Here is a 13,125-nt window from a genome sequence, read left to right on the forward strand (position 1 = left end):
GAAAAAATAGGCCGGAGCGACTGCTCCGGCCTTAAGCACCAAGAGATCATGCCGACGCGTGACTCGGGCATGAGGGTCATGTGAGGTACCCATCTTTATTAGGCGCTCGTTTGGTGACGCTTTGATGTCAGGGGCGCTGCGTTTCCTCGTAGGGCGGGTACAACCCGCCAGTTGTAGCTTGGCGGGTTGCACCCGCCCTACGATATTCAGACCCGCGTCGCTCGATGCGCAGGGCTCAGGGCTTGATCCATGTGCCCTGATATTGCGTCTTGCAGGCCGGCTCCAGATACAGCGCGTCGCTGGCCACACCGTAGTAGTGGATATCCTGCTGGTACAGGTCGCTGCCGGCGCGCGCGTTCTGGCAAATGCCGTAGGCACCCTGCGGGCACTGCTCGACAAACTCCACCTCGACTGTCTGCCCCTGCAATTGCGGCTGGCAGAAGCCGTCACGGAACAGCGCGGCGGGAATATTGCGGTTTTCCTGGCAGACCTTCACGTCCAGGCGCTCGGCCTGGCTATGCACCACGCAGGCTTCGGCCAGGGCCAGGCCCGGTAGCAGAGAGAACAGCAACAGCCATGCACGCATCGTTTCGACTCCCGAAAATCTGCCGGCGAATCTACCATGCTGCTTCCTTGCAGTCTGTGCTGGCACTTGCCCGGCGAACCAGCGACGATAGATTCATGCTCAGTCAAATCCCTACTCATCTCATCGGCGGCCCGCTGGGTACCGGCAAGACCAGCCTGATCCGTCATCTGTTGGCGCAGAAACCGGCGGGTGAGCGCTGGGCTGTGCTGATCAACGAGTTCGGCCAAATCGGCCTGGACGCCGCCCTGCTCGAGCAGGGCGACGATGGCATCGTCCTGACCGAGGTGGCCGGCGGTTGCCTGTGCTGCGTCAACGGCGCGCCATTTCAGGTCGGCCTTGGCCGCCTGCTGCGCAAGGCCAAGCCAGATCGCCTGCTGATCGAGCCGTCCGGCCTGGGCCATCCGGCGCAGTTGCTGGCGCAACTGAGTCAGCCGCCCTGGGTTGGCGTGCTGGCCGTGCAGCCGGCGCTGCTGGTGCTGGACGCCGCCACGCTGGCGGCAGGCCAACCGCTGCCGGACGTGCAGCGTCAGGCGCTGGGCGAGGCCGGGCTATTGTTGCTGAACAAGAGCGCTGGGCTGGATGAGCCGAGTCGTGCGCGAATTGCCGCGAACCTGCCGCCGCTTCCGCTGCACTGGACTGAACAGGGTCGACTCGACCTGGCCTTGCTGCCGGGGGTGACAGCGCAGGCCTCGCCGGCTCCGGTGGAGGTCGAGTTACCCACAGCTGCACCGGCCCTGACGCAGATCTGGCGCAACGCCGCCGAGCCGATCTGCCAGGTGCAGGCTCAGGCCGACGGTTGGAGCATCGGCTGGCGCTGGCATCCCGAGCAGGTCTTTGACCTCGCGCGGGTCGCAGATTGGTTACGCAACCTGGGCTGGCGCCGGGCCAAGGCGGTGCTGCACGGAGCCGATGGCTGGTGCTCGCTGAATGCCTTGCAGACGCAGGCACTACCCGACTGGAGCGCCAGCGAATGGCGCAAGGATTCGCGGCTGGAGCTGATCTTCGATCAGGCGCAGGACGTCGAAGCGCTCAGCGCCTCGTTCGCCGCCTGCCGAATCGCTGCGAGTGACTGATACACTCGCCGGCGTTCGTCGCTGTGGATAACTTTCATGCAATTGCTGCCCTGGTCTCATGACACTTCTGCCGGTTTCACCCTGCGCGGCTGGCATACGCCGCCATCGGGCAAACCACTGCTGCACTTTCTGCACGGCAACGGCTACTGCGGGCGCGTCTACACGCCGATGCTGGCGCTGTTGGCCAAGGACTTCGACCTCTGGCTGTGCGACGTGCAGGGCCATGGCGACAGCGATCACGCTGGGCGCTTCCATGGCTGGAACCGCAGCGCCGAGCTAGCGGTGGAGGCGTTCGAGGCATTGCGCGCGCCGTTCGGCGATGTGCCGCGCTTCGCCCTCGGCCACAGCTTTGGTGGCGTGCTGAGCAGTTTGATCCTGGCGCGCCATCCCAAACTGTTTCAGCGCGCGGTACTGCTCGATCCGGTACTGTTCAGCCCGGCAATGATCGGCGTGATGGCGTTGTCCGACGTGGTCGGCCTGGCGCAGCGCACCGGCATGGCGAAGAAGGCGCACAAGCGCCGCCGGCAGTGGTCGGATCGCACCAGTGCGCATGCTGCACTGCATGGCCGTGGCATGTTCCGCGGCTGGGACGAGGCGGCGTTCGATGCCTATGTCGAGCATGCGTTGAAAGACGTGGCCGGTGGCGTCGAGCTCAAGTGCCGGCCGAGCCGCGAAGCGGAGATTTTCGGCTCCTATCCGCGTCGCCTGTGGCCATCGCTGGCCAAGGTGACGACACCGACCGAAGTGATCCATGGTGCCAGCACCTACCCGTTCGTGGCGCGATCAGTGGCGCGCTGGTGTGCGAGCAACGCCCACGTGCGCAGCCAGGTGGTACCGGGTGGGCACTGCTTCATGCAGGAGCAGCCGGCGGACAGCGCCGAGCGGGTGGCAGATTTCCTGCTGCAGCGGGGCTGAGTCGGGCGGGCGCTACTGCGCCTTGCGCCGCCAGTCTTCCAGTTGAATGACGTTGCCCGGGTGCTGCACCGCAACCGGCTCGGGTTGCGGTTCCAGCACCGGGTGAGGCTCCAGTTCGATGCGCCCGAGATGCGCGCCGAACATGCTGATATGCCCGCGCAGGCGCTGCTCACCAGTGACGGTGAATTCGAAGTCATACAGCCGCGCCAGGCGCCGATGCCCCTTGCTGTCACGCTGGATGGCCAGGCGGCGCAACGCCACGGCGCCATCGAGCAGCTCCACGTCGAGCTTGGCGCAGTGCTGCTTGGCCAGCGCCAGCGCCCGCTCGCGGATACCGTGACCGCGCCATAGCCAGGCGCAGACGGCGGCGAACAGCATCAGCAGGAAGACATCGAACAGGTTGATCATGACGACTCCGGATCAGGGAGACAGAGCTTAGCCTATCTGCTGCCCAGTTCTCAGCATCCAGCTTGCCCTTGCGTCGGCTGTGCATTAGCGTTCGCGCACTTCACAGGAAAAGGACGTCACCATGCATTGCCCCGCCTGCCGGACCAGTCGACTGCAACCGGCGAAACTCGAAGATGGCCTGCTCGCCCACGGTTGCCCGCAGTGCTCGGGCACGTTGGTCAGCCTGCTGCATTACCGCGACTGGGCCGAGCGCCAGCCGGCAGAGGAAACGCCAGCGGCGCTGGCCGCTGAAGCGGAAACCGAGGTGGGTGAAACCAGCCATGCGCTGAGCTGCCCCAAGTGCGCCAAGCTGATGAGCAAGTTTCAGATCAGCGGCACCCGCGCCAATCGTCTGGATTTGTGCGGCACCTGCGACGAAGCCTGGCTGGACAGTGGCGAGTGGCAACTGCTCAAAGCCCTGGAGCTGAGCCAGCGCATGCCGGCGATCTTCACCGACGCCTGGCAGCGCCAGGTGCGCCAGGAGGCCAGCGAGCAGGCACGCCGCGAGCGCTTCAGCCGCATTGCCGGCGAGGACGCCATCGCCCGTGCCGACGAAATCCGCGCCTGGCTCAAGGACCATCCGCAGCGGCGTGAGCTGCTGTTCTACATCGGTCACGACTGAGGAACGCACGGCACCACGGAGGGCGGGTGCTACCCGCCGGATGTACCCGCGACGGGCGCTTGCGCGCTACATCATCAGGCGTGGAGCTGGTTCTTCTCCTCGGCCAGCGCCTGGTAGCGCTGCTGCAGCTCTTCGCGAATCTGCCGGCGTTGCTTGGCCTGGCGCTGGCGGCGCAGGCCGTCGGGGGTGTCCGGGTGTAGTTCGGGCACCACTGCCGGACGGCCCTGCTCATCCATCGCCACCATGGTGAAGAAGGAACTGTTGGTGTGGCGCACCGAGCGCTCGCGGATGTTCTCGGTGATCACCTTGATACCCACCTCCATGGAGGTACGCCCGCAGTAGTTGACCGAGGCGAGGAAGGTGACCATCTCACCGACATGCACCGGCTCGCGGAACATCACCTGGTCGACCGATAGGGTCACCACGTAGCGCCCCGCGTAGCGGCTGGCGCAGGCGTAGGCCACCTCGTCCATGTACTTGAGCAGGGTGCCGCCGTGCACATTGCCGGAGAAGTTGGCCATGTCCGGGGTCATCAGTACGGTCATCGTCAGTTGTGCGGTTCCGGCTTCCATGGTCACTCCGAAATTGGGAGGCTGTGCGCTGCCGTGCTGTGCGTCGCGCGGCTACTATGAGTTTTTGCTTGGTTAGGATGCCAGATGATGCCCTTGCGCCACATTCCCCTTATGTTGCTTGGCCTGCTCGCCCTGCCGGTACTGGCCGAACAATCGTGCGATACACCGGCGCAGTGCAACCAGGAAGGCACGGCCGCCTATCAGGCCGGTCGTTTCGAGGCGGCCATCGAGTCCTTCAAGCGTCAGCTGCGCCGCGTCGAGCAGGGCGACGAGGCGCAGTTGGAGCTGGCCTTGAACAATCTGATTCTGGCCAATCTGCGCGCGGGCGATGCCGGCATGGCGCGGGCCTGGCTGGGTGTGGCGCTGGACAACCACCTCAGCGGTTCTTCGACCCGCCTGCACATGGGCAAGGTGGCCGAGGCGGTGGATTACCAGGCGCTGGCGGCCAGCCCGCAGGGCCTCTATCTGCGCTATGGCGGTCAGGCGGTATGGAGCGAATTGCAGATCAGCACTGACCCGGCGGGCGGTTATCGCGCCAGCTTTTCGCCGCTGCGCGCCGGTGCACGGGTGGAAGAATACGGCCCGGCAGCTATCGGTGATCTGGAGGGACGCCTGCAAGGCGAGGGCGCAGTGATGAAGCTGGAAGATGCGCAGCTCGGCACCGGCTGCGCCGTACAATTGCTGCGCGAAGGCATTGCCCTGCGCGTGCTGGAGGTGTTCGCCGATGGCTGCCAGGACTATGGCGGCATGGGCATCAGCGTGGCGGGCGACTACATCAAGGTCGATGCGCAGGTACGTCCGTGAGCCGGCGTGCCGGCCTGCTGGGTGTTGTGATTCTGGTGCTGGCGCTGCTGGTCGGCGGCAGCGCCTGGCTGCGAGACGAGCCGCTGAGCGCCCAGGTGCAGGACTGGCAGCAGCAGGTACAGGCGGCGACTGGCGAAAGCCATGCCTACCTGTACCTGAGCGGGCTGGATGCGCCTGTTGATCAGCAGCCCGAGGCGCTGGGCGCCATGCGTCTGCAGCATTACCAAAGCTGGCACGCCGGGCGCGGCGTGACCGAAGGCGAGTATGCGGCGCCGGCCGTCGCCACCCTGGCGGTGCCCGAGGGGCGATCGTTCTGCCAGATCGAGACGCCAGGCTGCTTCGAAACGCTGCTGGCGCAGGCCTCACAATTGCCGGCCATCACTGCGGAGCAGAACGTTCTGCTCGAACGCTACCGGCACTTTCTCGGCCTGGACGATTACCGCACGCTGACCTCGGTGAGCCTCGCCGAGCCGGTGCCGCGCCTGACCTATGTGTACAAGGGGCAGCAGGTCTACGATCTGTTCGTGCTGTACTTGGCCGCCGATGGCCAGGGCGATGTGGCCCTGGCCGGATTGCGCTGGGAGTTGAGCCGGCTGCGTCAGCAACTGGTGCAGGCGGACAACCTGGTGCTGAAAATGCTCCTGGGAGTGCTGGTCAACCGTAATCTGGAGTGGCAGGTTCGCCTGTATCGCCAGGGGCTGACGCCGCGGCCGGAGATCCCGGTGCCGTTCAGCGCCGCTGAGCGTTCGCTGCTGAGGCCCATGCAGCGCGAGTTCTTCGGCATCGCGCAGATGTATGCACAACTGCCAGACAGCGTCTCCGGCCGGGAATACCTTGGCCTGAAACTGTTTTTCCGACCGCAGATGACCATCAATGCCAGCCTAGCGCCTTATGCGCGGGCCGCCGAGTTGTCGCAGCTGGAACCGCAGGCGTTCGCCGCCGCGCTGCAAGAGCCGGCGCCCGGGCCGACCTCGGTTGGCGGTATGCGCAACCGGGCCGGGAACATTCTGCTGGCTATCGCCGGCCCGGACATGCGCCTGTATGCCGGACGTTTGCAGGACCTGGAGGCCAAGCGCCGCTTGCTCGCCGTTGCGGTGAGCCTGCCTGCCGGGGCGTTCGCTGCCGAACGCCTGACCGACATGCCGGACGCCCGCAATCCCTACTATCCGACGCGCCTGGCCGAGCTCGATGAGCGTGGCCAATTGTGCTTCGACGGCCCGCATGAGTCAGGCTTCAACGGGCGCTGCATGCCGTTGTAGCGCCCGGCCACCGTCTCCGGTGGGCAGCTGCGTGGTGCTTAGGCGTGATTCAGATACCAGCGCCAGTCCTGCTCGCCCACTTCGCCCATGAACTGGCGGAACTCGGCCCACTTGATCGCCAGGAACACCTTGAGGAAATCCTCGCCCAGCGCCTCACGTGCCCAGGTGGAGGCTTCCAGGTTACGCAGTGCGGTCAGCCAGTCGGTGGGCAGGGTTTCACGGGCCTGCTCGTAGCCATTGCCGACGATGGCCTGGCCCGGGTCGATCTGCTCGCGGATGCCCTTGTGAATGCCGGCGAGGATAGCCGCCGCAGCCAGGTAAGGGTTGGCATCGGCGCCGCAGATGCGGTGCTCGACGTGGCGGCTGCTGGCCGGCCCGCCCGGTACGCGGAAGGACACGGTGCGGTTGTTCACTCCCCAGCTTTTGGCCAGCGGCGCGTAGCTGTTGGCCTGGAAGCGGCGGAAGGAGTTGGCGTTGGGACAGAAGATCGCCAGCGCGTCATTGAGCGTGGCCATCATGCCGCCGATGGCGTGGCGCAGCAGCGGCGTGCCCTGCGGGTCTTCCGAGGCCATCAGGTTGTTGCCCTTGGCGTCGGCCAGGGATACGTGCATATGCAAGCCGCTGCCGGCCAGGTTGCCGAAGGGCTTGGCCATGAAGCAGGCCTGCAACCCGTGCTTGTTGGCCACGCCCTTGACCAGGCGCTTGTAGCGTACGCCTTCGTCCACCGCTTGCAGGGCATCGAAGCGGTGCTCCAGCGTGAGCTCAAGCTGGCCCGGAGCGTATTCGGAGATCGCCGTGCGCACCGGCAAGCCCTGGGCTTCGCAGGCGGCGTAGAGGTCGTCGAGAAACGGCTGCACCTGCTCCAGCTCGTACACGCCATAGACCTGCGGCGCCTGCGGGCGCACACCGTTCATCTGCACGGCGGGCTGCGGGCGGCCATTGGCGTCGCGTTGCTTGTCCAGCAGGTAGAACTCCAGTTCCACCGCCATCACCGGGTGATAGCCGTCGGCCTTGAGCGCCTCGATGGCGCGCACCAGCACATGGCGCGGATCACCCGGCGTGGCTGGCAGGCCCTGGGTCGGGTGCATGCTCACCTGCAACTGCCCGGTGGGCACCGCGCGCCAGGGTTGCAGGCACAGCGAGCCGGGCAGCGGATAGGTCCAGCAGTCGGCGTCGGCCACTTCCCAGACCAGGCCGCTCTCCTCGACGTCCTCGCCCTGAATGGTCAGCGACAGGATCGAGCTGGGTAGCGGCCGGCCGTTCTCGTAGATGGCCAGCAACTCGTCGCGATGCAGCAGCTTGCCGCGCGGGATGCCATTGGCGTCGATCAGCATCAGCTCGATGCTGCGTACCTCGGGGTGCTGGGCGAGGAAGTCGCGGGCTTCCTGAGGGTTGGCGAATTGCATGGTGGTTCTCGCAAAAGGTCGTGGGGCGCAGTGCATCCTGTGGGAGGCGCTTCAGCGGCGACTGTCGCGGCTAAAGCCCCTCCCACAGGCATCTCGATGAGTTACTCGCGAGCACCGGGAATGGCCAGCAGTTCGGTGAGGGCCGCATCGAGCATGGTGATCAGCTTGTCTACATCCTCGGCTGTGGTGCTCGGGCAGCACAGGGTCATGTTGTGGAACGGTGTGATCAGGATGCCGCGGTTGATCAGGTACAGGTGCAGGGCCATCTGCAGCTCGTCATGGAAGGCCGTTTCAGCTTCGGCACCGGTGCGCGGCGGAGTGGCGCAGAACTGGAACTCGCAACGTGCGCCCAACTCGGTCACCGACCATTTCAGGCCATGCTTGTCGATCAACTGGCGAAAGCCTTCGGCCAGGCGCGCGGCCAGCGGCAGCATGTGGTCGTAGGCGGCCTGGGTCATCACCTGCTCCAGGTTGGCACGCATGCAGTGCATGGCCAGGGCGTTGGCCGAGAGCGTGGTGCCCATACCGCTGTGGCCGTGACCGTGGCTTTGCTCACTGGCGCGCTGGCGAGCCTGGGTCATGGCTTTTGCCATCTCGGCGCTGCAACCGAAGATGCCACATGGCACGCCGCCGGCGATGGGTTTGCCGACCACGAAGAAGTCCGGTTCCAAGCCCCACAGGCGCGTGCAGCCGCCGATATCGGTGGAGATGGTGTGCGTCTCGTCGATGATCAGCAGACTGCCGTACTGGCGCGTCAGCTCGCGGCATTTCTGCATGAAGCCCGGGTCGGGCAGGACCATGCCGATGTTGGTCATCGCCGGCTCGCATAGCAGGGCGCAGACATCGCCCTGGGCCAGCGCCGCCTCCAGTGCTGCGACATCGTTGAAGGGAATGGCGCGGCTGTGCTCGGTCAGGTCGTAGGCCTGGCCGATCAGGCCGGAGCGATGCACGGTCTGGCCATCGCGCTCGCGCACCATTACGTCGTCGACGGTGCCGTGGTAGCAGCCGTCGAACACCAGCAAGGTCTTGCGGCCGGTAATGGCGCGCGCCCAGCGCAGCACGTAGCGGTTGGAGTCGGTAGCCGTGGCGGTCACCTGCCAGTAGGGCAGGCCGAAGCGCTGGGCCAGCAGCTCACCGCAGACCACGGCGTCCTCGCCGGGGAGCATGGTGGTCAGGCCGTTGTTTGCCTGCTCGGCGAGGGCGCGAGCCACCGGGTCGGGAGAATGGCCGAACATGGTGCCGGTGTCGCCGAGGCAGAAGTCGACGTACTCATGACCGTCCACGTCGAAGAAGCGCGCGCCCTTGGCGCGCTCGACGAACAGCGGCACCGGCGTCGACCAGTCGGCCATCCAGTGCATCGGCACGCCGCCGTACAGCGAGTGACGGGCGCGTTCGGCCAGCGCCGCGGACTTCGGATTGCGGGACAGGAACAGCTCGCGCTCGGCGGCGACGAAGCGGTCTACGGCGGCTTGGCTGATGCCACTGGCGGTGGTCATGGGGCATACCTCGTTCAGATGCTGCCGGCATGATATTTTGTGATCACAAAATAGTAAATGGTCTTTATATCCACGCGATATGGCCAAATAAATCGATATTCGTGATCACAGAACATTTCAACGACAGGTTTTCTCAGACAAAATCGGCGTTGACCCTGCCCATGCTTTCTTGACCGGAGCCTTTCATGCGTGACTGTAGCCTGACCCTTGCCCAACTGCCGGCGCCACCGATGGAGGTGGTTCAGCATGGCTGACAACCTGCAGGAACAGTTGTATCAGAACATCCGCTCGGGCCTGTTGGCCGGGCGCTTCCAGCCGGGACAACGGCTGAAAATCCGTGACCTGGCGGCCGAATGGGGGACCAGCCCGATGCCGGTTCGCGCGGCCCTGCAACGGCTGGTGGCCGAGGGCGCGCTGGAGGGCGAGCAGCAGCGCTCGGTGCGCGTGCCGTCGATGACCCGCGAACGTTACGAGAACATCTTTCAGGTACGCCTGGCGCTGGAAGGCCTCGCGGTGGAGCTGGCTACGCCGCGCCTGAGCCGCGACGACCTGGCCTGGCTGCGTGACTGCGTGCAGCGCATGGACGTGGCCATCGAGCAGCGCCAGGTTCAGGACTACCTCAGCGCCAACAGCCAGTTCCACCTGCACCTGTACGGTGCCTGCGGCAACCCGGTGTTGCTGCGTTCGATCGAGTCGCTGTGGCTGCAGATCGGCCCCTTCTTCAATCGCCTGTTCACTGGCGCCGATCTGTCACTGCGGCTCAATGACTTTCATGAAGATGCCTTTGCCGCCATCGAAGCCGGCGATGCCAAGGGAGCGCGCCAGGCCATGGAGCAGGATCTGCTGTATTTCGCGCGATTTTTGCTCAACCTGCTGGCGCTGGAGCAGGGCGACACCTGAGGCGGACGGCGAGAAGCCCGCTTTCACGCGGATGGGAGCTTGTACCTTGTGGAGGCCTGGGATCAACGGCGCAATCGCGGACAAGTCCGCTCCCACGGTGCCGGCATGATGCCGTGGGAGCGGTCTTGGCCGCGAAGGCTAACGCACCCGGCCACAGCACAGCCGCCGTGACCGCGAGGCTCAGCTCTCCAGCCAGACGTCGCGGCACCAGTGCCAGACCGAGTCCCAGCTTTCGTCGGTCAGCTCGCCCTCGTCGCCGTCCCACAGCCACACCTGGCCTTCGACGTCGACCGCGTAGTAGTCGCGGCCGTCCTGGCACAGCGGCACCAGATCGCGCGGCAGGCCGAGGTCCCAAGCCACCGAGGCGACTTCCGGCAGGTAGGTGTGCGAGTGCGGGTCGCTGGCGGTCACCGGCTCCAGGCGGCCGTAGACCACGTCGCTGACCTTGAGCAGGAACTCGCGCAGTTCGAAGGGCAGGTGGATGAGGATCTGCTCCTGAATCTCCACCAGGGTTTCTTCCTCGGGCAGCTCCAGCGGCACCGGGACGGGCTCGTTGAGTTCGCGTAGCTGTTCGATGACTTCTTCCACGGCGTCGGCTCCTAATTGGGTAGGGTCGGCTTTATACAGTAGCTGGCCCACGGAATGAAAACCTGCGGCCTGCATTGCATACTGGCAATTTTACGGAGCTCTCTCATGTCGTCTGTCACCTGGCGCTGCCTGCATCACTGTGAACTCGATACCTTCACGCTCTATGAGCTACTGGCGCTGCGCACCCAGGTGTTCGTGGTGGAGCAGAACTGCCCCTACCTGGAAACCGATGGCCAGGACCTGCTCGGCGATACCTGCCACCTGCTGGCGCGCGATGGCGACGTGCTGGTGGGCTATCTGCGCCTGCTCGACCCGCAGTGGATGAATGGCGAGGTGGTGATTGGCCGCGTGGTGATTGCAGAGCAGGCACGTGGCAGTGGCCTGGGTCATAGGCTGATGGAGCAGGGGTTGGTCGAATGCCGCCGCCGCTGGCCTGGCGTGCCGGTCTACCTGTCTGCTCAGGCGCACCTGCAGGGTTATTACGGGAGGTATGGCTTCGAGGCGGTGACCGAGGTCTATCTGGAGGACGACATCCCGCATATCGGCATGCGCCGAGCCGCGATGACGTGACTCCGGCTTGTGCAGGCGCGGCTGGCGCCGCGATTCGCGGACAAGTCCGCTCCCACGGGTGCTGCTTTCGGCGCCGACATGGCCATGAGGGCCGTAAGGCGCTGGTGTAGGAGCGGCTTCAGCCGCGATAGCCGGCAAATGCCGAAATGAAAAACCCGGGCAAGCCCGGGTTTTTTGTGCGTCGTTGCGATCAGTTCTGGCGAATGCCGGCGATCAGCCAGGGCTGGTTGTCGCCCTGGGCACGCTCCAGGCGCCAGCTTTCGCTGAACGGCTCGCCCTGGTCGAAGCGCGAAGTCTTGGACACGCCACTGAAGGTCAGGGTGGCGATGGTCTTCTCGGCGTTGTCGTCGACGCCGTCGAGCTGGACCTGAAGGTCGTCGATGTAGGTGGACTGGAAGCCATCACCCAGTTCGGCGCGCTCGCGCTTGAGGAAGTCCAGCAGTTGTGGGGTGACGAATTCGGCGATCTTGTCCATCTCGTCGGCGTCCCAGTGCTGCTGCAGGTTCATGAAGTGCTCACGGCCAGCGGCGATGAAGCTCTGCTCGTTGAACCAGGCCGGGGCGTTGATCACCGGAGCGGCCGAAGCCAGACGACCGCCGAAGATATTGCTGCCAGCGGCCGGCGCGTTGTCGGCGTTCGGCATTTCACGCTGGTACGGCGCACCGGCAGCAGCCATTTGTGGCTGTTGGCGAGCGCGACGGGCGGCGAGGAAACGGAACAGCAGGAAGGCGATCAGGCCGAAGATCAGCATGTCCATGATCTGCAGGCCTTCGAAGCCGTCGCCCATGAACATCGAGGCCAGCAGGCCACCAGCGGCCAGACCGGCCAGCGGGCCGAGCCAGCGCGAAGCGCCGCTGGCGGCAGCGGCAGGCTGCTGGCGGCCGGGAGTTGGGGCAGCCTGTTGAGCTGGCGGCGTGGCCTGACGAGTCTGGTGGCTGGGAGCGGAGCCGAAGGATTTGCCACCGCCAAAACGCTTGGCGTGGGCTTCGAAGCTGAAGGTCAGTGCCAGGCACAGCACCATGGCGATACTGAGGAAACGCTGCATCACGGTTTTCTCTCTTGTGGAAAAGCTTGGTCGGCATCTTGCCCGCCGTGGCGGGTGATGACCAGTGACAGAATGTTTCCGGCTTTTGCCTGGAGGGCGAGCACCCTGCGATATGTTCGAGCAGCCCGGATGCAATCCGGGAAGGCCCGCAGCCATGGCCGCGGACTTCATCCGAGCTACGGGCGTTGCAGCAGTAGAGGCAGCGGGCCGCAGCGGAGTTGGCTACGCAGAAAGGCGCGGAAGGTTACTGCGTCTTCTTCGGGGTGGCGCAGCCAGTGCACGAAGCTGCGCAGGTAGGCGTTGGTGAGCAGGGTTTCTTCGGCGATACGATGCAAATGCAGGCTCTGCCGCCCGGCTGCTTCGCGCCACCACTGCACGGTGCGGCTGATGCGCATCAGGCCGAGTACCTGCAGGTGGAGATGACCGGGTTCCAGTTTGTACAGCAGCATCTGTGCGGTGACAGCCCGATGAGCGGCGAGGCTGTCGAGCCAGGCCAGCAGGCAACTTTCCAGGCGCTGTTCGGCATTCAGCCCGGGGAGGTCGGGGTTTCCTGCGTGGTTGAGCATGGCCTGATCGGCGTGATCGAACCAGGCTTCCACCAGGTCATCCTTGTCACGGTAGTGGCGGGCGATATCGTCCAGGCCGATGTCCAGTACGGCGGCTACCTCGAAAAGGTGCAGGCGCTCCCAGCCGCAGACGTCGGCCAGTTGCAGGGCGGTATCAAGAATGTGGGCGGGGTCGGTCGGCTTCTTTTTCATCCCCTGAAGTATGGCCGCCAGAGTATGAGGTGCAGCCTGGAGCGACAAACGGAGCCAATGACGGCTGCTGCGACATGCGCACCG

Annotated in this window: 15 protein-coding genes; 7 read left to right on the forward strand and 8 right to left on the reverse strand. The window is 65.2% G+C overall.

Going from position 1 to position 13,125, the window contains the following annotated elements; translation table 11 throughout:
• Nucleotides 1-235: 235 nt before the first annotated feature.
• Entirely contained in the window at nucleotides 236-586 is a 351-nt protein-coding gene (locus tag B2U07_RS08555; protein ID WP_275546355.1) for an NADH:ubiquinone oxidoreductase, read from the reverse strand.
• Between the two features lie 95 nt (nucleotides 587-681).
• Between B2U07_RS08555 and B2U07_RS08560 the strand changes: the two genes are divergently transcribed.
• On the forward strand, nucleotides 682-1,659 hold the full coding sequence (locus B2U07_RS08560; RefSeq protein ID WP_275546356.1) for a CobW family GTP-binding protein: 978 nt from the start codon (nucleotides 682-684) through the stop codon (nucleotides 1,657-1,659).
• 36 nt (nucleotides 1,660-1,695) lie between these two features.
• Nucleotides 1,696-2,574 (forward strand): alpha/beta fold hydrolase, encoded by an 879-nt coding sequence (locus B2U07_RS08565; RefSeq protein ID WP_275546357.1) that lies wholly within the window; start codon nucleotides 1,696-1,698, stop codon nucleotides 2,572-2,574.
• Between the two features lie 12 nt (nucleotides 2,575-2,586).
• Here B2U07_RS08565 and B2U07_RS08570 read toward each other — a convergent pair whose 3' ends face one another.
• Nucleotides 2,587-2,982: a DUF3301 domain-containing protein gene (locus B2U07_RS08570; protein WP_275546358.1), complete on the reverse strand. Its 396-nt coding sequence runs from the start codon at nucleotides 2,980-2,982 to the stop codon at nucleotides 2,587-2,589.
• 121 nt (nucleotides 2,983-3,103) lie between these two features.
• Between B2U07_RS08570 and B2U07_RS08575 the strand changes: the two genes are divergently transcribed.
• Nucleotides 3,104-3,643 carry a zf-TFIIB domain-containing protein gene (locus tag B2U07_RS08575; RefSeq protein ID WP_275546359.1) on the forward strand — a complete coding sequence of 180 codons (540 nt, stop codon included), beginning with the start codon at nucleotides 3,104-3,106 and terminating at the stop codon, nucleotides 3,641-3,643.
• A 74-nt stretch (nucleotides 3,644-3,717) separates the two neighbouring features.
• Here B2U07_RS08575 and B2U07_RS08580 read toward each other — a convergent pair whose 3' ends face one another.
• Nucleotides 3,718-4,215, reverse strand: a complete 498-nt coding sequence (locus tag B2U07_RS08580; protein ID WP_275546360.1) for an acyl-CoA thioesterase — start codon at nucleotides 4,213-4,215, stop codon at nucleotides 3,718-3,720.
• Between the two features lie 84 nt (nucleotides 4,216-4,299).
• On the opposite strand from B2U07_RS08580, the gene B2U07_RS08585 reads away from it, so the two are divergent.
• Both B2U07_RS08585 and B2U07_RS08590 read left to right on the forward strand, forming a co-directional pair.
• The gene (locus B2U07_RS08585) at nucleotides 4,300-5,019 is read left to right on the forward strand and encodes a tetratricopeptide repeat protein (RefSeq protein WP_275546361.1); all 720 of its coding nucleotides are present in this window, start codon (nucleotides 4,300-4,302) and stop codon (nucleotides 5,017-5,019) included.
• Nucleotides 5,016-6,278 (forward strand): hypothetical protein, encoded by a 1,263-nt coding sequence (locus tag B2U07_RS08590; protein ID WP_275546362.1) that lies wholly within the window; start codon nucleotides 5,016-5,018, stop codon nucleotides 6,276-6,278. The genes B2U07_RS08585 and B2U07_RS08590 overlap by 4 nt, the downstream gene beginning before the upstream one ends.
• Before the next feature lie 38 nt (nucleotides 6,279-6,316).
• Here B2U07_RS08590 and B2U07_RS08595 read toward each other — a convergent pair whose 3' ends face one another.
• Entirely contained in the window at nucleotides 6,317-7,684 is a 1,368-nt protein-coding gene (locus B2U07_RS08595; RefSeq protein WP_275546363.1) for a glutamine synthetase family protein, read from the reverse strand.
• A 101-nt stretch (nucleotides 7,685-7,785) separates the two neighbouring features.
• Complete coding sequence (locus tag B2U07_RS08600) at nucleotides 7,786-9,180, reverse strand: aspartate aminotransferase family protein (RefSeq protein WP_275546364.1); 1,395 nt, start codon at nucleotides 9,178-9,180, stop codon at nucleotides 7,786-7,788.
• A 246-nt stretch (nucleotides 9,181-9,426) separates the two neighbouring features.
• On the opposite strand from B2U07_RS08600, the gene B2U07_RS08605 reads away from it, so the two are divergent.
• On the forward strand, nucleotides 9,427-10,080 hold the full coding sequence (locus tag B2U07_RS08605) for a GntR family transcriptional regulator (protein WP_275546365.1): 654 nt from the start codon (nucleotides 9,427-9,429) through the stop codon (nucleotides 10,078-10,080).
• A gap of 180 nt (nucleotides 10,081-10,260) precedes the next feature.
• Here B2U07_RS08605 and B2U07_RS08610 read toward each other — a convergent pair whose 3' ends face one another.
• A complete protein-coding gene (locus tag B2U07_RS08610; protein ID WP_003464767.1) occupies nucleotides 10,261-10,668 on the reverse strand; it encodes an SMI1/KNR4 family protein in 408 nt (135 codons plus the stop codon).
• A 105-nt stretch (nucleotides 10,669-10,773) separates the two neighbouring features.
• Between B2U07_RS08610 and B2U07_RS08615 the strand changes: the two genes are divergently transcribed.
• Nucleotides 10,774-11,238: a GNAT family N-acetyltransferase gene (locus tag B2U07_RS08615; RefSeq protein WP_275546366.1), complete on the forward strand. Its 465-nt coding sequence runs from the start codon at nucleotides 10,774-10,776 to the stop codon at nucleotides 11,236-11,238.
• Between the two features lie 190 nt (nucleotides 11,239-11,428).
• Here the strand turns inward: B2U07_RS08615 and B2U07_RS08620 are convergent, their stop codons facing one another.
• Nucleotides 11,429-12,283, reverse strand: a complete 855-nt coding sequence (locus B2U07_RS08620) for a Tim44 domain-containing protein (protein ID WP_013717887.1) — start codon at nucleotides 12,281-12,283, stop codon at nucleotides 11,429-11,431.
• A gap of 176 nt (nucleotides 12,284-12,459) precedes the next feature.
• Nucleotides 12,460-13,041: a TetR/AcrR family transcriptional regulator gene (locus B2U07_RS08625; RefSeq protein WP_275546367.1), complete on the reverse strand. Its 582-nt coding sequence runs from the start codon at nucleotides 13,039-13,041 to the stop codon at nucleotides 12,460-12,462.
• Nucleotides 13,042-13,125 lie beyond the last annotated feature (84 nt).

This window comes from Pseudomonas sp. UBA7530 (genome assembly GCF_002479365.1).
Classification (GTDB): Bacteria; Pseudomonadota; Gammaproteobacteria; order Pseudomonadales; family Pseudomonadaceae; genus Aquipseudomonas.

Coding starts and splice junctions, on each gene's coding strand:
- B2U07_RS08600 (WP_275546364.1), bottom strand. CDS start 9,180: ATGACCACCGCCAGTGGCATCAGCCAAGCCGCCGTAGACCGCTTCGTC.
- B2U07_RS08615 (WP_275546366.1), top strand. CDS start 10,774: ATGTCGTCTGTCACCTGGCGCTGCCTGCATCACTGTGAACTCGATACC.
- B2U07_RS08575 (WP_275546359.1), top strand. CDS start 3,104: ATGCATTGCCCCGCCTGCCGGACCAGTCGACTGCAACCGGCGAAACTC.
- B2U07_RS08555 (WP_275546355.1), bottom strand. CDS start 586: ATGCGTGCATGGCTGTTGCTGTTCTCTCTGCTACCGGGCCTGGCCCTG.
- B2U07_RS08595 (WP_275546363.1), bottom strand. CDS start 7,684: ATGCAATTCGCCAACCCTCAGGAAGCCCGCGACTTCCTCGCCCAGCAC.
- B2U07_RS08605 (WP_275546365.1), top strand. CDS start 9,427: ATGGCTGACAACCTGCAGGAACAGTTGTATCAGAACATCCGCTCGGGC.
- B2U07_RS08570 (WP_275546358.1), bottom strand. CDS start 2,982: ATGATCAACCTGTTCGATGTCTTCCTGCTGATGCTGTTCGCCGCCGTC.
- B2U07_RS08585 (WP_275546361.1), top strand. CDS start 4,300: ATGATGCCCTTGCGCCACATTCCCCTTATGTTGCTTGGCCTGCTCGCC.
- B2U07_RS08625 (WP_275546367.1), bottom strand. CDS start 13,041: ATGAAAAAGAAGCCGACCGACCCCGCCCACATTCTTGATACCGCCCTG.
- B2U07_RS08560 (WP_275546356.1), top strand. CDS start 682: ATGCTCAGTCAAATCCCTACTCATCTCATCGGCGGCCCGCTGGGTACC.
- B2U07_RS08620 (WP_013717887.1), bottom strand. CDS start 12,283: ATGCAGCGTTTCCTCAGTATCGCCATGGTGCTGTGCCTGGCACTGACC.
- B2U07_RS08580 (WP_275546360.1), bottom strand. CDS start 4,215: ATGGAAGCCGGAACCGCACAACTGACGATGACCGTACTGATGACCCCG.
- B2U07_RS08565 (WP_275546357.1), top strand. CDS start 1,696: ATGCAATTGCTGCCCTGGTCTCATGACACTTCTGCCGGTTTCACCCTG.